This window comes from Alkanindiges illinoisensis, from assembly GCF_004377485.1.
Classification (GTDB): domain Bacteria; phylum Pseudomonadota; class Gammaproteobacteria; order Pseudomonadales; family Moraxellaceae; genus Alkanindiges; species Alkanindiges illinoisensis_A.
The window spans coordinates 1-19850 of record NZ_SNTY01000005.1; the positions used below are offsets into that span (position 1 = coordinate 1).

Annotated in this window: 15 protein-coding genes and 1 pseudogene; 7 read left to right on the forward strand and 9 right to left on the reverse strand. The window is 44.3% G+C overall.

What is annotated here, in order from left to right:
• Positions 1-136: 136 nt before the first annotated feature.
• Positions 137-1291: pseudogene (locus E2B99_RS00460) on the reverse strand (carbon starvation CstA family protein); the annotation flags it as partial.
• Positions 1292-2049: 758 nt separating this feature from the next.
• Here E2B99_RS00460 and E2B99_RS00465 point away from each other — a divergent pair.
• Both E2B99_RS00465 and E2B99_RS00470 read left to right on the forward strand, forming a co-directional pair.
• The gene (locus E2B99_RS00465) at positions 2050-3828 is read left to right on the forward strand and encodes a hypothetical protein (protein WP_134243055.1); all 1779 of its coding nucleotides are present in this window, start codon (positions 2050-2052) and stop codon (positions 3826-3828) included.
• A gap of 23 nt (positions 3829-3851) precedes the next feature.
• A complete protein-coding gene (locus E2B99_RS00470; protein ID WP_134243056.1) occupies positions 3852-5951 on the forward strand; it encodes an EAL domain-containing response regulator in 2100 nt (699 codons plus the stop codon).
• Positions 5952-6039: 88 nt separating this feature from the next.
• Here the strand turns inward: E2B99_RS00470 and rpmE are convergent, their stop codons facing one another.
• From rpmE to E2B99_RS00490, 4 genes are all read right to left on the reverse strand, one after another.
• On the reverse strand, positions 6040-6261 hold the full coding sequence (gene rpmE, locus E2B99_RS00475) for a 50S ribosomal protein L31 (protein ID WP_026470662.1): 222 nt from the start codon (positions 6259-6261) through the stop codon (positions 6040-6042).
• Positions 6262-6515: 254 nt separating this feature from the next.
• On the reverse strand, positions 6516-7514 hold the full coding sequence (locus E2B99_RS00480; protein ID WP_134243057.1) for a bile acid:sodium symporter family protein: 999 nt from the start codon (positions 7512-7514) through the stop codon (positions 6516-6518).
• Between the two features lie 2 nt (positions 7515-7516).
• Positions 7517-7900 carry a lactoylglutathione lyase gene (gene gloA / locus E2B99_RS00485; RefSeq protein ID WP_026470664.1) on the reverse strand — a complete coding sequence of 128 codons (384 nt, stop codon included), beginning with the start codon at positions 7898-7900 and terminating at the stop codon, positions 7517-7519.
• Positions 7901-7919: 19 nt separating this feature from the next.
• The gene (locus E2B99_RS00490) at positions 7920-9473 is read right to left on the reverse strand and encodes an AmpG family muropeptide MFS transporter (protein WP_205669612.1); all 1554 of its coding nucleotides are present in this window, start codon (positions 9471-9473) and stop codon (positions 7920-7922) included.
• Positions 9474-9782: 309 nt separating this feature from the next.
• Here E2B99_RS00490 and E2B99_RS00495 point away from each other — a divergent pair, with 309 nt between their 5' ends.
• Together E2B99_RS00495 and E2B99_RS00500 are read left to right on the forward strand one after the other, a co-directional pair.
• Positions 9783-12413 (forward strand): Lon protease family protein, encoded by a 2631-nt coding sequence (locus E2B99_RS00495; RefSeq protein WP_240687673.1) that lies wholly within the window; start codon positions 9783-9785, stop codon positions 12411-12413.
• Position 12414: 1 nt separating this feature from the next.
• Positions 12415-12753, forward strand: a complete 339-nt coding sequence (locus tag E2B99_RS00500) for a DMT family transporter (protein WP_134243059.1) — start codon at positions 12415-12417, stop codon at positions 12751-12753.
• A 74-nt stretch (positions 12754-12827) separates the two neighbouring features.
• Here the strand turns inward: E2B99_RS00500 and E2B99_RS00505 are convergent, their stop codons facing one another.
• Entirely contained in the window at positions 12828-14066 is a 1239-nt protein-coding gene (locus tag E2B99_RS00505; RefSeq protein ID WP_134243060.1) for a diguanylate cyclase, read from the reverse strand.
• Between the two features lie 262 nt (positions 14067-14328).
• Between E2B99_RS00505 and E2B99_RS00510 the strand changes: the two genes are divergently transcribed.
• Positions 14329-15147, forward strand: a complete 819-nt coding sequence (locus E2B99_RS00510) for a TenA family transcriptional regulator (protein ID WP_134243061.1) — start codon at positions 14329-14331, stop codon at positions 15145-15147.
• Positions 15148-15254: 107 nt separating this feature from the next.
• Here the strand turns inward: E2B99_RS00510 and grxD are convergent, their stop codons facing one another.
• Positions 15255-15617 carry a Grx4 family monothiol glutaredoxin gene (grxD, locus tag E2B99_RS00515; RefSeq protein WP_051526578.1) on the reverse strand — a complete coding sequence of 121 codons (363 nt, stop codon included), beginning with the start codon at positions 15615-15617 and terminating at the stop codon, positions 15255-15257.
• A 191-nt stretch (positions 15618-15808) separates the two neighbouring features.
• Here grxD and E2B99_RS00520 point away from each other — a divergent pair, with 191 nt between their 5' ends.
• Positions 15809-17041 carry an aspartate aminotransferase family protein gene (locus E2B99_RS00520; protein WP_205669613.1) on the forward strand — a complete coding sequence of 411 codons (1233 nt, stop codon included), beginning with the start codon at positions 15809-15811 and terminating at the stop codon, positions 17039-17041.
• A 96-nt stretch (positions 17042-17137) separates the two neighbouring features.
• On the opposite strand, the gene E2B99_RS00525 is transcribed toward E2B99_RS00520, so the two are convergent.
• Together E2B99_RS00525 and E2B99_RS00530 are read right to left on the reverse strand one after the other, a co-directional pair.
• Positions 17138-18082: a LysR family transcriptional regulator gene (locus E2B99_RS00525; protein WP_134243062.1), complete on the reverse strand. Its 945-nt coding sequence runs from the start codon at positions 18080-18082 to the stop codon at positions 17138-17140.
• A gap of 71 nt (positions 18083-18153) precedes the next feature.
• Positions 18154-18915, reverse strand: a complete 762-nt coding sequence (locus E2B99_RS00530; protein WP_240687674.1) for a peptidoglycan DD-metalloendopeptidase family protein — start codon at positions 18913-18915, stop codon at positions 18154-18156.
• A gap of 473 nt (positions 18916-19388) precedes the next feature.
• On the opposite strand from E2B99_RS00530, the gene E2B99_RS00535 reads away from it, so the two are divergent.
• Positions 19389-19796, forward strand: a complete 408-nt coding sequence (locus tag E2B99_RS00535; protein ID WP_134243064.1) for an MCR_0457 family protein — start codon at positions 19389-19391, stop codon at positions 19794-19796.
• The last annotated feature ends 54 nt before the right edge of the window (positions 19797-19850 follow it).

Below are 19850 nucleotides of genomic sequence, written 5' to 3' on the forward strand. Positions count from 1 at the left end.
AATCACATAGTATCTTGAATTTGCTGCCAGATATCATCGGTAAGAAGAGTACGTGCCATTGAAAATATAGAAATAAAAATAACTCAAAGGAAGATCTTAAGTATGTAAAACCAATTCTTCAAATGAGGACACGCCCTAGTACAGATGCACAAATCAGCGCCATAATGGCGACAAAGGATTCCATTAGCATTGCGCCATAGCCAATAAAGCGAATATGACTTTCATTCTCAACCAGTTTTGGCGTTGTTCCACTGGACACTAGCGCGTGGAAACCGGAAATTGAACCACAGGCAATCGTGATAAATAAAAACGGGAACAGGCTACCGGCAAATACAGGGCCAGTCCCATCAATAAACGTCGTTACTGCGGGCATTTTAAGCATGGGCATGGCAAACACAATTCCAATAGCCAGCCCGACAATCACGCCAATTTTTAAAAAAGTAGACAAGTAATCCCGCGGTGCCAGTAGCAGCCATACTGGCAAAACAGATGCAATAAATCCATAAATTACCAGCACCCAGGTTAAAGTGGTGCCGGATAGCGTAAACAATGGGGCCCAGTAAGGATCAGCTGCCACATTACCACCATAAATAATGGCCAGCATCATTAGCACAAAGCCAATAATGGACACTTCAGCAATTTTACCCGGTCTTAAGTAGCGCATATAAACGCCCATCAACAAGGCAATGGGAATCGTTGCAGCAATGGTAAATGTGCCCCACGGACTATTGGTTAAAGCCTTTACCACTACCAGTGCCAGTGCTGACAAAATAATAATCATTACACCCAGCGCACCTAGCATGACCACCACACCCGCAAATGAACCCAGTTCCTGCTTGGCCATTTCTCCGAGCGAACGGCCATCACGGCGTGTGGAAATAAACAGAACCAGAAAATCCTGCACGGCACCAGCAATCATGACCCCAACCAGAATCCATATCGTCCCAGGCAAAAATCCCATTTGCGCCGCTAGAATTGGCCCAACCAGTGGCCCTGCACCGGCAATTGCTGCAAAGTGATGGCCAAACAATACCCATTTATTGGTAGGGACGTAATCCAGTCCATCATTTAATCGTACTGCAGGTGTCAACCGACGGGCATCCAGCTCAAACACACGTTTTGCAATAAACAGGCTATAAAAGCGATAAGCAATGCTATAGCAGCTGACAGCGGCAGCTACCAGCCATAAGGCATTGACCTGTTCTCCCCGGCTTAGTGCCAGCATGGCAAATGAAAAAGCACCTATCAGTGCAACAACAAACCAGATGAGTTTGGATTTAAGCTGAGTCATTCAAGCGTCCCTGTCTTATTCTTGATGTTTTTCACTGTCTTGCTGAATTTACAGTGACAGTCAAAATTAAAATATTCTTAAAAATACTCTTTTTATTTTCTGCATCAAAGTAGACTTTGGCCTAGATTGACAAATCCGCTACAACAAAAACTGTCTTTTAGATGGATTTGCTCAACTATGTAAAACTTTAAATCCTATAATCTTATCTATGTATTAACCCTTTATCATAAATAGAGTTACCTGATTTTAGGTTATTAACCCAACAAAAACCGGGAAGCAATCATCGATTCATGTACTAGAATTAATAGAATAAAATACTTTGCGTCTTTTTAAGCACTCAAACAAATGAAAGTTGAAGTAAGAAAAAAAGAATTGTGCTGCGCTAGCAACTTGCACAATAGTAATGCAAGCTAACCCTTATAATCTTATAAAAATAAACAAATAATCATGTTAAATCAAACTGTTCTTTTGCGCGGAATCAATGATAATATAGATACACTTGTTGCATTAAGCGAACAATTATTTGAAAGCCAAGTGCTACCCTGTGATCTAAGTGTAGTTGGACGGTAGAAGCGCCACTTATTTTGATAGAATGAACAAGATGTAATAGCCTTTTACAGGGTACTGATGTCTATGTCACCGGGCTATTTATTGCCAAAGCTGGTACGTGAAATTGCAGGCAAATGCCACAAGATTCCGTGAAACCGAAATAGGCTTGGTTATATGGAGAATCTTGGTTTTAAGGGAAAATAACTTCAATGAATCAGAACATTAGCAATTTGCTTATTAATGATCAGCCAGAAATGACCGTTGCACAGTTAAGTCTTGTGCAAGCCAATAAAAATAGCGTGCGGGACTGGCTTGCCAATCTTTCCATGCTTAACCTCGGTGATACAGCACGTCAGTTGTACACTACCCTTAAAGAATTGTCCCAGTTGCAAACTGATGAACAGACTCGCTTTGAGCTGATTGAACTGTTGCGCCCTTCTGTTCATACCATTATTTCTTCCCTAAGCAAGCATTACTTTAGCCAGAATTTTTCGCTTGACCAGCGTGCACAGCGCATTGCCACACTGGTTGAAGAAATCCGTGTGTATCTCATCGTTATTTACGATACGATTTCAATGCACTGTTACCAGAAACTACAGTCACAAAACTTTGGCCTATTTAATATCAAAAACAAGAAAAATCTGCTGGATCTGATTGGTCTGTCTAGCCATCGTGCACTGACCGAAATGACAGGTTTGCTCTATGAGCTGCAATCACTGTACTTAACCATTCCCAAAGGTTTATGGAAAAAAACTCATACCCTGTATCAGCGGGCACTCCAATTACATCTCACCAAGATGGAAATTGAGGACAAAACCAATCCTATTATTGTATTGTCCAATATCAAGCGTGCTTATAGCCGCATGATTATCATGGGAGCGAGTAATACCAACAAATTGCGCCAATCGGAAATCAAAGCTATCTATCAGTCTACTATCCTATGGGCAGACCTGATTTCACTGGATAACACGGAAACACCGTATCACCTGTTTAGCATTGACCTCGAACTGGATCAGCCCCCTATTTATATTACAAAAAGAGCAGGTTCGCCTGCGTCCATGCTTTTTGTCAATGCGCAAAAACTGCTGCAACACTTTAAAAATCTGATGAATCAGTATCCGCAGTATTTGCACGCCAGCGAACAAAAACAGTTTAGTACAGCCCTGAAAGTGCATTTGGTAAACAATTTTTCAGCGCCTTCTGAGCGTATTCATACCCGCCATCCCTACTCTGGCAAGGTAGATATTGCTTTTGGATTGCTTGGAATTCATTACCATTTATCGAATGGTAAAACCTTTGAAGACATTATCAATATTCATCGTGACTATTTACTTACCAGTGATACTGAAGTTAAAAGCCTGTTTGGTCAGGTTGAATATGATGTAGATATTGACTTTCCGGGTCAGAATAGCCTGAAAAAAACCGAAGCTGTGGCAGAAATGTCAGAGCTTTATTCGTGCGAAATTGTCAATATCAGTCCGGGTGGCTATTGCCTGCGCTGGCAGGGTGAAAGCCCTACCACACTGCGTACGGGTGAACTTGTGGTAATTTGCGAGCCATCTGACAAAGTATGGCACATTGGCCTGATCCGCTGGGTAAAACAGATTCCAATTAAAATTATTGAGTTTGGCATCGAAATCATTTCGTCTCGTGCCAAAATTTGTGGTATTCGTGCTTCACAGCGCAACGATAGCATTGACAGTTTCAAGCGGGCAATCTTGCTACCGGAAATCCAGAGCTTAAACCGTCCTGCCACTTTAATTACTCAGGCTTTTGCCTTCCATAGTAATCAGCGCGTGATTATCCGTTATGGCAATGAAGAAATCCGTGCCATTTTGAATAAAGAATATCTTATTACCCAAAGTTTCATTCAATTTGAATATACAATTGAGGAAGATGACTTAAACTCGACGAAAATTGAGAACCAGTCTACAATTAATACCAATGCATTAGTAAGTCCTGACGATGAAGTCTGGAAGATACTGTAATCTTTTAAGGGATTTAAATTTTTATGAATAGTCGCTCTCAACACCTCCAACTTCTGGTTATTGATGATGAGCAGACGACTGCAAATAATCTTGCACAATTGCTGGAACAACAACACACAACAACTCAGTTTCAACTACTGGATGATCAGGAAGAATTTGAAAAAGCCATCCGTACCCATTGGGACGTCATCTTATTTGGCCACGCGTATGATCTGGATTACCAAAAAGTTCTCCAGTTATTAAAAGATAATAATCTCGAAATTCCAGTTATTGCTATTCCTGACGAAATGGCTGCCCCTGCTGATAATCAGGATACCTCGCCTGATCTGGTGGCCGGGTTTAAGCTGGGTTTAACTGATATAATTCCCCGCCATCGCTTAACCCATCTGGCTTATGCAATACAGCGGGAGGCAAAACACTCCCGCAATATCGCACGTAATCTTAAGCTTAGTAATCAGTTCAAGGAAGCAGAACGACGCGCCCAGCTATTAGTAAAAAACTCAAAAAGTGCCGTAGCCTATATTCATGATGGCGTTCATATTTATACTAATGAAACCTATAACGAACTGTTTGGTTATCATTCTCTTGAAGATTTGGTAGGTATGCCGGTTATTGACCTGATTGAAGGCAAGGACATTAATTCTTTTAAAGAATTTTTACGGGCGTATAGCCGCGGTGCAACCCAGCAATCTGAATTCAAGTTTAATGGCATCAAGGCCGATGGCACTGAATTTGAAGCACTGTTGCAGCTTGCACCTGCAAGTTATGATGGTGAAGACTGTATCCAAATCATTATTCAGCCGCAGCTACAGTCCAGCGCTGCGCTGGCTGCACAGCTTGCAGTAATTGAACGGGTTGATAATCTAACCAAGCTTAACAACCGGCTTGCCTTTGAAGAAGACCTGACCAAAACACTGGCTCAGCTACGCATCACGCCTGCTGAGCATGCCGTACTATATATTAATATTGGCAATATTGGTCATATTCATGCCATTGCCGGTCTTTCAGGTAGCGACACTGCCATTCTGGATATTGCCAAACTCCTGAAAAAAGAGTTAGCACCAAACGAGCTTTATCGTTTCCGCGAATCCAGTTTTACTGTTATTTTGAATGGCCAGAATATTGAGGAAGCGAGAGCTACTGCCAAAAATCTATGCCATCTCGTGTCTGAACACTTGATTATGGTTGATAAACGTACTGTTCAGGCAACCATTAGCATTGGCGTTGTGCCCATTAACCAAAGCTCACCAGGTCAGGCTGAAATACTGGATCGTGCATATCAGTCCTCGGAAAAGGTTAGATTACAAAATCAGGGCAGCGGTAATGGGATATATGTGTATAACCCTGCCGAAAATGCTAACAACTCTGATAGTGCCTTGCGTGAACTTCTGGAAAATGCACTAAATCGTGGGCAGTTCCAGCTGATGTTCCAGCATATTTATGATACGACTGAACAGGATCAGGAGCTATTTGAGGTGTATGTTCGCCTGCCGCTGGGTGATGGTAAAGTCATGGGCCCGGATGAATTTCTGGCAGTTGCCCAGCAATATCATCTTGAAGGCAGAATTGACCGCTGGGTGCTGTTAAATGCCTCGAAACTGCTCAAAGCGTTTATGACTCAGCATCCTAAGGCCCGATTACTCATTAATCTGGGTGCCGAATCCATTCAGGATCCAAGCCTGCCTGATGTCATTACTAAGCTGCTGGGTGCGCTTAACTCGCCTTATAAGCCGTTAATCCTACAGTTTAATGAAGCCAATGTATCAACTTATATGCAATTGGCGAAAACCCAGCTGGAAGCTTTAAGAAATGTGGGAGCGAAAGTTTCTGTCAATGACTTTGGTTCAACTTTAAATAGCAAGAATCTGCTGAACTATCTAAAGCTGGATCTGGTTAAGCTAGACAAAGCATTTATGACCAATCTGAATAATGATGATAATTACAATGCCACACAGGCACTGGTATCAGAAATTCAGGGATATGAAATTGATATTATTGGTGGTTATATTGAAGCACCCCAAGAGGTTGCCAAGGCATGGACACTGGGTGCACGCTATCTGCAAGGCTATTACTTCCAGAAACCCATGGACAAACTGGTATTGAATCAGGAAGAGCAAATTTGACAGCTATGGCCTCTTAAACCCTAAAAGCAGACAAACAAAAAACGGGCAATTGCCCGTTTTTTGATTTTTGACATACTGCTGCAAATAATTAACGCTTGATGCTGCGGCTCATGCCAAAACGCTGCTTGAACTTGTCAATACGGCCACCAGTATCTACTGATTTCTGTTTGCCTGTGTAAAACGGATGGCAAGCAGAACATACGTCGAGGTAAAGAGCATCTTTACCAATCGCAGAACGGGTTTCAATGACGTTGCCACAAGAACAGGTAGCAGTTAATTTTTCATATTTTGGGTGAATATCGGCACGCATGGCGATCTCCTAAACAAGATTGGCTTATGCTGTCATCGCAATTTACCACTCCCAAAGTATTTTTAACTATCATTAAAAATCTTTGAGGAAGCTTTCAAAACTTAATGTTTTTAAAAGCAGGTAAACACCACAACAGACCAGTCTTTTGGCTCACCGAGATTCGTAATCAGGGCCAAGCTCAACAAGGTGATCTATTCTAGCACAATATTGCAAAATTTTCACGTCTTGTGCTGATCAATTGACCATTATGACTATTACTCAGTTATTGCGGGTTTTTCCTGACGCCTTGCATAACGCGCTGCCAGAATCCCGCACACGACGAGTTGAATCTGATGGAATAAGATCAGCGGTAAAATCAACATGCCGATGGGATGACCAACGAACAGAATTTTAGCCATTGGCAAACCACTGGCCAATGTTTTCTTGGAACCACAAAAGACAATGGTGATTTCATCTTCCTTGTTAAATCCAAGTGCACGGCTGGCATATGTCAAACCAATCATTACGATTGCCAGAAGAATGCAGCAAATAATGACCAGTGCCAGAAGAATGGAACCGGAGACCTGCTGCCATAAACCTTCATTAATGGCTTCACTAAACGCGGCATATACCACCAGTAAAATTGAGCCTTGATCGACCACTTTCACCATTACCGGGTAACGCTGAATCACCGGAAAAACCTTGCTACGACATAACTGACCCAGCACGAAAGGTACCAATAGCATTAGTACGATGCTCAAAGCCGCTTTTGAAGAATCAACATCCTGCTGGTTGGCCTCAGCATTAATCAAAAGTCCGACCAGTACAGGGGTTAAAAACATACCCAGAATATTGGATAGCGATGCGCTACATATTGCTGCAGCGACGTTGCCTCGCGCTACTGAGGTAAATGCAATGGATGACTGCACTGTAGATGGCAGGACACAAATATATAAAATACCCAAGTATAAGGTTGGGGTGAGAAATGGTTCAAAAATAGGTCTGAATATCAGACCTAACACAGGAAACAGCATGAAGGTTGCTGCAAAAATAAATAGATGCAAGCGCCAGTGCGTAATGCCTTGCCCAATTGCTTCACGGGACAGTTTGGCACCATGCAAAAAGAATAACAATGCAATTGCAATGTCAGTACCATGATTAAATACAATCGCTGCCTGACCTTGCACTGGCAATAAGCTAGCCAGTATCACCATGACAAACAGCAAAATCGTAAAGTTATCAAAAAACATGCGCAGGGATTTGAAAATATTCATTCTCACTCTTGCTGTATCAGTTCAACCTTATAGCCATCAGGATCTTCTACAAAAGCAATCACCGTTTTGCCATGTTTCATTGGCCCTGCTTCACGTACTACTTTACCGCCTAAAGATTTTATTTTTTCACAAGCGGCGTACGCATCAGGTACACCCAATGCAATATGTCCATAAGCATTGCCCAGTTCATAAGCAGATGTATCCCAGTTATGGGTTAATTCCAGCACGGTATTGGTATCTTCCGGTCCATACCCTATAAATGCCAGCGTAAAGCGGCCTTCGGGATAATCATTCTGGCGCAGGAGCTGCATGCCCAGCACTTCAGTATAAAACTGCAATGATTTTTCCAGATTACCCACCCGTAACATGGTATGAAGCATACGCATTACAAACTCTCCTATTGCGTTAACTTTCAGTTGATGAACTTGAATGTTGACCAAGCTGACGTTGCACCAGCACAATCAGCAACAAAACCGGCAAGCCAATCAAGGCAGTAAACAAAAAGAAATTTGGATAGCCAGCGCTTTCTACAATAGTTCCGGAATAACCACCAATCACTTTAGGAATCAGGGTCATCAGTGAGCTAAAAATGGCATATTGTACGGCGGTAAATGATACGCTGGTTAAGCTGGATAAAAATGCAATAAATGCCGCACCAGCCAGACCCGACGCCAGATTATCGGCCACAATGGCAAAATACAGCCACGGCAGGCTATGTCCGGCATGAGAAAACCCAATAAATATCAGATTGGTTGCACTGGATAAAATTGCGCCGAGCATTAATACTTTTAGCACTGAAAACCGTTGTGACATCAAGCCGCCTAAAAAGCCGCCAGCTAGACTAAATACCACCCCGAACACTTTAACCGCAGTGGCGATTTCATCCTTGCTAAAGCCCATGTCCTGATAAAACACATTGGAAATGACCCCTGCGACAATATCTGAAATGCGATACAGGCCAATCAATAAAAGCAATAATGAAGCTGTTTTAACCCCATAGCGTTTAAAAAAGTCTTTTACAGGTGCAATCCAGGTTTCTATTGCCATTTGTGAATTGACCAATCCGGCTTTAACCAGTAAATAACCCGCAGCCCCCGCAGCCCCAATGGCGCATAAAATTCTTAAAGCTTCATGCAAAAATAATAAAAACGGGTTAGCATCTTCGCTGATCACCCACAACCGACCAACCTCGATAAAGGTCGCTACAAATGCTGAAACTGCAATTAAAAACACCAATACCAGCCGCACATAATCACTACCCTGATAAGGCCGTGGCGGACGCTGGCGCGCTGGTTCACGAATTATCAAGGTCGTGAACACCCCAACCAGCATGACAGCGGCCATAATTAGATAAGTCGATTGCCAAGCGCTATACAGGTAATGACCCTTTTCAGAACCAAAGCCACTGGCCAGGAATAATGCCCCAGCACCAGCAACAATCATGGCTATCCGGTAGCCTGCGTTATAGGTTGCCGCCAGTGCCGACTGCATCTCTGCTTCTGCCAACTCAATCCGGTAGGCATCAATCACAATATCCTGCGTTGCTGCTGAAAAACCCAGCAATACAGCACCTATGGCCATTTGTATCAGACTATCCTGTCCCTGCGATGGGTCAGTCATGGCCATAATAGCAATGCCAGTCATAATCAGTAGTTGTGCAATCAACAGCCATGCGCGGCGGCGACCCAATGTGCGCGTTAAAAAAGGTAGCGGCAACTCATCAATTAAAGGTGCCCAGACAAACTTGAATGAATATCCCAGCGCTGCCCAGCTAAAAAAAGTCACTGCTTTTTTTTCAATTCCTGCTTCACCCAGCCACAGCGATAAACTGGAAAAAATCAGTAAAATCGGTATGCCCGCTGAAAATCCCAAAAAAAACATAATTACTGCACGTCTGTCAGCAAATACAGAGAGCGCCTGTCCCCATCCTGACAGTCCTGATATTTTGGATGATTTCATGTTTTTATTAACCAGAAAAAGTCCTAAAACAGCCAGATTACCCTGATGCGCCACACAAAGCTATGGTCTAAAAACAACTGTTCAAATATTCTGCAAACCTGATGTTCAGGTATTAAAAAAGCCCAAAAACTTGATGGATTAAACTAATGAAACTGGCATTTTTCCTGCTACACTCATGTGATATTACAATTTTTTAGAGCAATGTTTTAAATAATGACTTCCAGACAAAGTATTCAATTGAATGAGCAAAAGGTCACCTCCTTAGCAGAAGCTGCTGTAGCAAAGCCATCAAAACGTCGGGATAAGTCTATGAAAACTACCTCTATGCAAAGCACGTCTATCATTGCCCCTACCCATACCCGTGAAAAAACCCGGCTGCAACCCAATCAGCTAACACGCCTGCCGAATCTGGATAATATTCCTGCATCTACCCGTCGCATCAAGCCTTTAAATGATTTTTTAGGCCAGCAGCGAGCACGAGCCTCGGTTGAGGCTGCCTTATCCTTACCTTACGATGGCTATAATATTTTTGCTGTCGGCCCTAGCGGACTGGGCAAGCGCACCATGCTCAAGCGTTTGTTGCTTAAGCAGGCAGCGCAAATGCCAACGCCAAGTGACTGGGTGTATGTCAATAATTTTGCCGACACCCGTCAGCCGATTGCACTGGAATTACCGGCGGGACAGGGTCCAAAACTTAAAAAAGCCATGCACCAGCTTTGGCAAACCATGCTGAATACCCTAGAGCGCCGCTTTACCACCGATAGTTATCACGCACGCATTGAAACCATTCGCCAAGCCACTGGTCAGCAACAGCAGGATGCTTTAATCGAGCTAACCCAGGAAGGTGAAGCGCTGGATTTGCGCCTGATTTCGCGTAATGAAGAACACCGTTTTGTCCCTGTGCATCATGTTGAGCCGCCATCAAATGCTGGACAGTCAAATGTTGAACAGCCACAAAACAACTTGCCGCCTGAATTAACCGAAGAAGAAATGGCTGCACTGGCACCCAGTGTACGTGCCCGTATTGCCCAGAATGTGCGGCAAATGGACAAAAAACTGGAAAAACTGGGGTCACAACTGGGCCAAATGGAAGAACAGGCCCGTGCCAAGGTTTCTACCATCAACCGCGAGCTGGCCAGCAGTGTAGTTGAACCCAAGATTATGCAAATTGCCCAGCGCTTTGAGCATGTCAATGGTCTAGATTCATATTTAAAAGTATATGCACAGGATGTAATTACGCATGTTGAGCATATTCTGGCACAGGATGAAGAAGACTTTTTACCGGGCATCTTTGACCGTGTACCACCGCGTTATCAGGTAAATGTCGTGGTTACCCACAAGCCCAACAGTGGTGCGCCAGTCATTTTTGAAGACCTACCAACCCACTATAACCTATTGGGTCATGTTGAACAGCTCACCCAAATGGGCACAATTACCACTGACTTTACTCTGATCCGCTCCGGGGTACTGCATCATGCCAATGGCGGTTTTTTAATTCTGGAAGCAGATCAGCTGCTAGAACAACCTTATGCCTGGCAAGGCCTAAAACGGGCATTGCGTTCCGGTCACATCAAGCTGTCTTCTCTGGAACACATGATTACCCTGACTGGCAGTATTTCCATTGAACCGGCAGCTATTCCGCTACAGGTGAAAGTGGTACTGCTGGGCGAACCCTATATTTATTATGAACTGCTGGAATTTGAACCCGAGCTTAACAGCCTGTTTAAGATCAGGGCAGATTTTACCGATACCCTGCCGCGCAATGATGAAAATGAACAGGCTTATATGCGCCTGATTGCCGATTATGTGCAAAAGGAAAAATTGCTGCCGTTTGATCGCAGTGCATTGGCTGCCCTGCTAACTGACTCCAGCCGTCAGGCCGAAGACCAGACTTCTCTGTCCCTGCATGCAGCAACTTTAGGTGACCTGCTCCGTGAAGCAGCGCATCTTGCTGCCAGTCGGGACGCTAGCATGGTGAGTGCCCAGCACATTGCTGATACCTTAGAACAGCGCCGCTACCGCTTGGGCTATTTACGTGAACTGTATTGGCAGGACTTGTCACGTGGTACACAACTGATTGAAACCAGCGGCCTGCGTTATGGTCAGATTAATGCGCTCACGGTCGTGCATTATGCTGATAGCGAATTTGGCCTGCCTGCCCGTCTCACTGCCTCGGTCTATCAGGGCGGCGGCGATATTCTGGATATTGAACGCAATGTTGAGCTGGGCGGTTCACTGCATGCCAAAGGCATCCTGATCATGTCGAGCTTCCTGCGCTCGCACTTTGGCCGCTCACAGCCCCTGCATTTTTCAGCAGCATTGGCCTTTGAGCAAAGCTATGGCGAAATTGATGGTGACAGTGCAACTTTGGCTGAATTAAGTGCCCTTATTTCTGCCATCAGCCATATTCCCATTGATCAGTCATGGTCTATTACCGGCTCCATGAACCAGTTGGGTCAGGTACAGCCTATTGGTGGTATTAATGCCAAGATTGAAGGTTTTTATGATGCCTGCAAACTGCAAGGTCTAAGTGGCAAGCAGGGTGTTATTTTCCCGGTACAAAACATGCAGCACCTGATGCTGCGTCAGGATGTGATTGAAGCGGTGGAACAAGGCAAGTTTCATTTACATGCAATCGACACCATTGAACAGGCGCTTGAGCTGTTAATGGATCGCCCGGCAGGTCAAATTGACGCAAAAGGTAAATACACCAAAGGCAGTATTTATGCCGAGGTCATGCGTCAGCTTAAATCATGGCAAGTGCTGGAAAGTGGTGAGCCGGAAAAGGATAAAAAGCGCAAAAAAAAGAAATCCAAGTCCAAAAAGGCTGGCTTGCAAAAGCAACCAGTTGAAGAGATTAATGAGGATAGTTCAACTGCTCTCAATGAAGCTGGTGAAGTGAAAACCAGCTCTAGTCAGCCAGATGAGCAAGGTAACTGAGATGTTATGGCAAGCAATCATTTATCTGGCGCTGGCCATTGCCTGCGAAATTGCCGGAACCATCTGCCTGCGCCTGTCTGATGGCTTTAGCAAATGGCCGTATATTATCGGAATTGCCGCAGGTTATGGCCTAGCTTTCTGGTTTTTATCATTAAGCCTAAAGCTAGGTATGCCGCTTGGCATGGCCTATGCCATCTGGGCAGGACTTGGCACTGCCATTATTGCAGTGGTTGGCATTCTGGTATTTAAAGAACCCTTGGCCTTGCTGCAATGGCTTGGCATTTGCTGCATTATTGTTGGTGTTGTCTTACTGAATCTGGGTGGCAAAGTAAGCCATTAGTTTTAATGGCTTGTTTTAAATTCCAGATTGATTCTCAGCTATAAAACTCCACAATGAACTGATTCACTGCGCGTTTATGACGCTTTGGTATTCGATAAGGATTGGGGCGCCAGATGGGCAAATACATAGCCATCACGGCCTCTGTTCTTGGCCTTATATAACGCATGATCGGCACAATATAAAAAGTCATTCACGTCTTCATTCATTTGCGGTACATAGGTTACAACACCAATACTTAAAGTCACATGCTGCGATATTTCGCTGGCCGGGTGTGGAATGTGCAGGTTTTTAATGGCCCGTAACAACCTCTCAGCCTGGCGAATGGCATGTTGCTGGCTGGTCATCGGTAGTAAAATCACAAACTCTTCACCACCGTAACGTGCTACCAATTCACCACTCCGCGTGGCAACCTTGGTAATGGCGTGAGCGATTTTAAGTAAACATTGATCGCCTGCCAGATGCCCCAGTGAATCGTTATAGGCCTTAAAATAATCAATATCAATCATCATCATGGATAGCGGAGTCTGGTGACGCATGGCGCGATACCATTCTTCTTCCAGCATTTCATCCAGATAACGGCGGTTGGCAATCCCGGTTAGGGCATCCTGACGTGACATGACTTCCAGTTGCTGGGTCTGCTGTACCATTTCAATGCGATGTAATTCCAGCAGACAGGATTGCAAATAATTTTCGCGATGATGGCGATCAGTCACATAGGCCAAAGCCATGCCCAGAAAACTACTGAATGTATAGGTGCGGTTGAGCAGGGTCCATGCAATTTCATTACTAAAATACATGCTAACCAATGTGCCTAATGCACCCCCTACCCAGCCTGCCAGAATGGCCACATAAAAACGCAGCCCCACAAAACCATAAACAATTACTACAGCATACATAATAGCGGCATGTAACAGCACACTACCCTGTTCATCATGAACCAGATTAACAATCGTAAAGGAAATGGCAATTGCAATTGTCGAACCAATGGTGGCATACCAATCAAACCACTGGTGCATTTTTTCAAACCAGCTAAAACCCCAGGCTGTCAGGATAATAATGCCCACACAGCCATACAGCTTTAGCCACAGGCCCACTTGTTCAGCAGGTAACAGCTGATAAATGCCATAACTCAAGAATAGGTAAAGCAGCAGGATAATTGGGCCACGATAACGAAATTCGTGTGCAGCTTCATTTTGATATTGAAATCGATAGTCTTTTTCCAGTTTTGCAGGAAACCAGACAAAGTTCAAATCCTTACCCAGTAATTTTTGGATTTCTTTACGTTCCAGCAGATTGGAACCTTGTAGTTTCATTATGGCCGCATCCTTGGTGGAAGTGCTTAAACACCTCACTGTCCTTATAACAATCCCACAGTCATCCTAACATTGGGAAAAAGTAGTTCTATTAGTTTTATATTGTGTAAAAATAGCAGAAGTTTTATATTTTTTAATAGTTCGAATTACAAAATGTAATAAAAGGCTTACACGTTAGGTCACGAAATAACCTTGCCAATACGTACTGGAAATTATTAACTTCTATAAAGGATAAATATAAGCTACAGGTTAGGGATAAACCATGAACTCATTGAATAACTCTATAGATAGCATCACTCCCACTTTAAATGGCAGTCAAACCAAGGATTCTCAAGCTAAAAAAGCTTACAGCCATGAGCTGGAAATAACGCCACACAATGAATGGTCACAGGCTTTCTGGGATCAGTTATTGCCTGCCAAAAATCGGGTTAGCCAGCATCCCTTATTTCAGGATCTGGCAACCGGACGGCTAAGCCTGGCCTGTTTTAAACATGCACTGTTAAATTTCTACCCACTGGTTGCCCATTTTCCTTCCTATATGGCAATGAGTTTGGCAAAAGCCACTGCATTTCAGCTGCCTGGTGTGACTGAAGCACGTAACTGGCTTATCCAAAACATCAAGGTAGAAGAGCGACACTTGTACTGGTATCAGGACTGGGCGTTGGGTTTTGGTTTAACTGTTGATGAGCTTGATCATGTCTGCCCACCAGCCGCCATGAATGCCGTGAACCATTATTTATGGAGCGTGGCCTATCGCGGAACTTTGGCAGAAACTATTGCAGCAACCAACCTTGCCATTGAATGGGCGACTGGCGACTGGACAATTCAGGTTTATAAAGGCATAGAAGCCTATGCCAAGCATCCTGAAATCCAGATTAGCAGCAGAACAGTGGCATGGTTGCGTGCACATGCGCACTATGATGATTTGCATCCTTATGAAGCCATGGAACTGATCAAGCGCCTGTGTAATCACGATGTTGTAATGCAGCAAAAGGCCTTACAGGCTGCCCAGCAGGGCTTGGCTTACTATGAGCTGGCGCTGGACGAATGCTACAAAATCCAGAAACTATCCAAGGCTTAATTTTAGAACTCTCAGTTATTTTAGATTTTAGATTTGACCAATAAAAAAGAGCCTGATTTGAGGCTCTTTTTTATTGATTTATCTTTTATGGATTCATCATGCAACGCTTATTGCGCTTCTGGACTATTTTGTTCAATCAGAGGCTTAAGCTCACCTTTTTGGAACATTTCCAGCACGATGTCACTACCACCAATCAGCTCACCACCGACCCAAAGCTGCGGAAAAGTAGGCCAGTTGGCAATACGCGGCAGGGTTGCCCGAATGTCCGGGTTTTCCAGAATATTCACGTAGGCAAAAGGACGACCAATCTGGCTTAAAGCTTCAACTGCACGCGCCGAAAAGCCACACTGTGGAAACTGGGGAGTGCCTTTCATGTATAAAATCACAGGATGCTTGGCAATTTGCTCACGAATCAAAGTTTCGGTGCTGTTGTCAGCATGAGCTGGGTTAGGGTTGGCTGCGTCAGTCATAAAACAAACCTCTTTAAATGTCGCGCTATTATAGCGGTGATTCACCATAACGGCTATTGGATTAAATTAGGCTTACATGCACTGATTTCAAGCCTGCCCTTTGGTGAAAATTCTGCAAAAGCGTCTCACCTTGGATAAAAGTTTTGTTAAGATGCTTAACTCCTGTTTTGTCCCAACAAAGAGCGCTGACAATGACCGTGCCCCCTGATTTTACTTCTGTAAAAAAACAAACCAATAATCAAACTAGCAGTTTAATGCCCACTTATGCACGTCAACCCATTGCTTTTGTTCGAGGCCAGGGCAGTTATTTATATACTGAAGATGGCACAGCCTATCTGGATGCCTTAACTGGGATTGCCGTGTGCGGGCTGGGTCATGCGCATCCTGTAGTAGCGCAGGCTATAAGTGAACAGGCTAGCCTACTGGTGCATACCAGCAACCTGTTTGAAATTCCCTGGCAGGAAGCTGCTGGCCAGCTCCTGACCCACGTTGCAGGCATGCAACAGGTATTTTTTAGCAACAGTGGTGCCGAAGCCAATGAAGCAGCGATTAAGCTGGCACGCATTAGTGGGCATAAAAAAGGTTTTAGCTCACCAAAAATTATTGTCATGGAAAAATCATTTCATGGCCGCACGCTGGCTACATTGTCTGCGACTGGCAATGCCAAGGTACAGGCTGGCTTTGCCCCACTGGTCGAAGGCTTTTTGCGTGTTCCCTTTGGTGATGTTGAAGCTATCAAGCAACTGGCCAGCCAGCATGATGATATTGTGGCCATTCTGGTCGAGCCCATTCAGGGCGAAGGTGGCATCAATACGGCGCCCCAGGGTTTTGAGTACTTAAACCAGCTACGTGATTTGTGTGACCAGCATGACTGGCTATTGATGCTGGATGAAATTCAAACCGGTAATGGCCGTACCGGTAAATATTTTGCCTTTCAGCACACCAGCATTACACCTGACGTCCTCACGACTGCCAAAGGTTTAGGTAATGGCTTTCCGGTTGGCGCCTGTATGGTGCAAGGCAAGGCGGTTAACCTGTTTGCTGCCGGTAATCATGGTTCTACCTATGGCGGAACGCCCCTAGCCTGTCGCACGGTCTACACGGTAATCGATTGTCTGCAAAAAGAAGGCGCTATTGAAAACGCTGCCAAAATGGGAACTTATCTGGTTGAACAACTCCAGCAAAAACTGGCACAGCATCAGGTGAGCGTACGTGGTTTTGGCCTGATGATTGGTATTGAGCTGCCAATTGCCTGTAGTGAACTCGTGGCTCAGGCGCGTGATGAAAAGCAGCTGATTATTAATGTCACAGCGGACAAGGTGGTACGCCTGCTCCCTGCCCTGAATATTTCACAAGCGGATGCTGATGAAATTGTAAACCGACTGGTGCCACTCATCAGCAATTTTATTCAAAGCAAAGCCTAAACTGGCCTAATTTTCAGCCTTAAAACATAGCTGCATAAAAAAACCGCCCAGTTTCAATCCTGAGGCGGTTTTTTTATAACAATAGAAAATTAAATTTTAGCCAGTGATTTCATCGGTTAAACGGCGTACCGAACGGCCACCGGGTAACTGGCTAAAATATTGTGACAGGGCGTCCAGACAGCGATAAATCTTGGTAGGTTGCTGCTCACGTTTTAAGGTTACAGCATACAGAATATAATCCTGCATTTTCCATTGGGGCAAGACTTCGACCAAATCACCCCGTGCCAGTTCCTTCTGCACATCCAGATATAAAATGCGTCCAACCCCATGCCCTGCCAGACACAATGACTTGGTAACAAACACATTATTATTATGAATGCGCGCAGGCATAAACACATGCTTTTGCTCACCAGTGGCTGCGTTGGTCAGGTAGATATCCTGCGGATTTTGCACCAGATCAATCGGCAAAAGCTCAAGCTGGGTTAAATCCTCCGGTGTTTGAATAGGTGCAAATTTTCTTAAATACGTGGGTGATGCACACAGGATCTGGTCAACACGTGCCATAGGCCGGGCAATTAATGAAGAATCGGCCAGTGTTGGACTCATACGAATGGCAATATCAATGCGCTCTTCAATCAGGTCAATATAGCGATTATCCGCCTCAAAATGCACTTTTAGGCTAGGATGCGCTGCCAACCAGCAAGACAGTGCAGGCACCACATGCATTGCTCCAAGCTCTGGTGTCGTGGCAATCCGCAAATCACCTACCAGATCATCACGCAATTCACTAATACGGATGCGCCCGCGCTCAGCAGCAGCTACCATTTCCTGACAACTATGAAAAAATGCCTGACCCGCTTCTGTTAAACTCAATTTACGGGTAGAACGATGCAACAGCAGTACATCCATTTCCTCTTCCAGCGAACGAATCTGCTGGCTCACTGCACTGGTGGTTATTCCCAGTTCTCTGGCTGCACCACTAAAAGAACGACGTTCCACCACGCAGGCAAATACTGCCATACTTCGTAAATTATCAAGCATTGTTTGCGCTCACCTCAAAAGGATGTTACTGATTTATTTATTTTATGGTTTTCGCTTAATTATCATAAACCCTAACGGGCAGGCAGCAAGCTGGCTGGATTAATCGGTTTACCATTTAAACGAACCTGAAATTCTAGCATAGTTTGCGTCGTTCCACTGGAACCCATTTCGGCAATTTTCTGGCCTGCTTTCACACGGTCATTCTCCTTAACGATCATTTTACTGTTATGGGCGTATGCCGTGACATAACCATTGCTATGACGCACCAATACCAGATTGCCATATTCTGTCAGCCGGTCACTGGCATAAACCACCTCTCCATCAGCCGCAGCCCGTACGGGATCACCTGGGTTACCGCTGATACGCACCCCTTTAATATCGCGTGCCAGATCAAATTGCTGAAGCACCGGCCCACTTGCCGGCCATTGCCAGCTCAGACCGGAGGGCAATGTCGTTGGGGTATTGGGCAAAATAGGTGGTGGGGTTACTGTCGGCGTATTACGCACTGTGCTGGCAGGCTGTGGCGTGGTTCTTACAGGCTGCTGTACCGGTAAGGTCGTGGTTTGAATGGCCACAGGTGCAGGCGTTGCAGAGGTTTTTACCTGGATGCGTGGTGCATCCTTACCGCCGTTATGCAAGCGCAAGCTCTGGTTGGTATATATGGTATAGCTGGAATCAATATTATTAATGCGTGCAATTTCGCGGTAATCCAGATTATAACGTGAAGCAATCTGGCTTAAGGTATCGCCTGCTTTAACCGTATAATATTGAGGAATAACAATCAGGCGAGACTGGGTTGGATTCACAACCGGTTTTGATGCACAACCTGCCATTAGCAATACAACAGCACTGCATAGGATGGGTCTGTATTTAAAAGGGAAATTTCTGTGTTGATCGGTTGCTATCTTTGTCTGCTTTGGTGCGCAATTTTGCATGGAAAGCCCTGATAAATAGCTCAACCACTTCATAAAATACCCCTGCTTTGAATAACTTTATCTCACTTGAAAATTTGCGTTTGCTCAGCTAATTTTTTACAAACACCGTGAAAGCATAACAAGAAAAATAGTTTAGAAACGTTTTTTTCACGAACTGATAACGAAAACTCACAGTATGCTTTAGAAAAAATCAATAATCGCTCAACGCTAATAGTTTTAAGGGATTGCTATAAATTTTTCTTATGAAAAATCAACAAAAAGCTTCAGTAACTGTTGAGGAATTGGCTTTATGCTAGCGCTGCTTATAATCTGGAATTTTATACATGACTAGAACAAACCTGAATTTAATAAACCTTTCCTGGGTTAAAACAATGGCATTTGTAGTGTTGTGCACTGGCGGTATTACCTTTGCAAATGCAGCACCGGCCAGCAATGCAGCAAGCCATACAGCCAGTAAAGGCGATAAGGTTGAGTTTAAAAGCTCATTACCTGTCACTCAAGAAGAAATTGCCGCAGTCGATGTTCTAGGGGAAATTTGTCCCAAATTAATTGGCAACAATAAAAAATTTGATGCTGGTTATGAGCGACTGCTTAAAGACCTGATGCCGAATATTGATCAGCCCGTGCTGGCCCTAAAAGCCCTGGCAGACGATGCTGAATATCAGGGCAAGCTAAAGGAAGCACGTGAAGATGCTAATCGTGCCAGTGTGCAGGATAATCGTGAAGTTTGCCAAGATATCCTGAATTATCCGGCAAATAGCAAGAAAACTAAAAAATAATTTTTTTGCATTGTCTGGGCAATCATGCTTGGTTGCTCAGGCTTCATGGCTTAG

Coding starts and splice junctions, on each gene's coding strand:
- E2B99_RS00520 (WP_205669613.1), top strand. CDS start 15,809: ATGACCGTGCCCCCTGATTTTACTTCTGTAAAAAAACAAACCAATAAT.
- E2B99_RS00505 (WP_134243060.1), bottom strand. CDS start 14,066: ATGAAACTACAAGGTTCCAATCTGCTGGAACGTAAAGAAATCCAAAAA.
- E2B99_RS00510 (WP_134243061.1), top strand. CDS start 14,329: ATGAACTCATTGAATAACTCTATAGATAGCATCACTCCCACTTTAAAT.
- E2B99_RS00535 (WP_134243064.1), top strand. CDS start 19,389: ATGGCATTTGTAGTGTTGTGCACTGGCGGTATTACCTTTGCAAATGCA.
- E2B99_RS00495 (WP_240687673.1), top strand. CDS start 9,783: ATGAAAACTACCTCTATGCAAAGCACGTCTATCATTGCCCCTACCCAT.
- E2B99_RS00465 (WP_134243055.1), top strand. CDS start 2,050: ATGAATCAGAACATTAGCAATTTGCTTATTAATGATCAGCCAGAAATG.
- rpmE (WP_026470662.1), bottom strand. CDS start 6,261: ATGCGTGCCGATATTCACCCAAAATATGAAAAATTAACTGCTACCTGT.
- E2B99_RS00530 (WP_240687674.1), bottom strand. CDS start 18,915: ATGGCAGGTTGTGCATCAAAACCGGTTGTGAATCCAACCCAGTCTCGC.
- E2B99_RS00500 (WP_134243059.1), top strand. CDS start 12,415: ATGTTATGGCAAGCAATCATTTATCTGGCGCTGGCCATTGCCTGCGAA.
- E2B99_RS00490 (WP_205669612.1), bottom strand. CDS start 9,473: ATGAAATCATCCAAAATATCAGGACTGTCAGGATGGGGACAGGCGCTC.
- grxD (WP_051526578.1), bottom strand. CDS start 15,617: ATGACTGACGCAGCCAACCCTAACCCAGCTCATGCTGACAACAGCACC.
- E2B99_RS00525 (WP_134243062.1), bottom strand. CDS start 18,082: ATGCTTGATAATTTACGAAGTATGGCAGTATTTGCCTGCGTGGTGGAA.
- E2B99_RS00470 (WP_134243056.1), top strand. CDS start 3,852: ATGAATAGTCGCTCTCAACACCTCCAACTTCTGGTTATTGATGATGAG.
- E2B99_RS00480 (WP_134243057.1), bottom strand. CDS start 7,514: ATGAATATTTTCAAATCCCTGCGCATGTTTTTTGATAACTTTACGATT.
- gloA (WP_026470664.1), bottom strand. CDS start 7,900: ATGCGTATGCTTCATACCATGTTACGGGTGGGTAATCTGGAAAAATCA.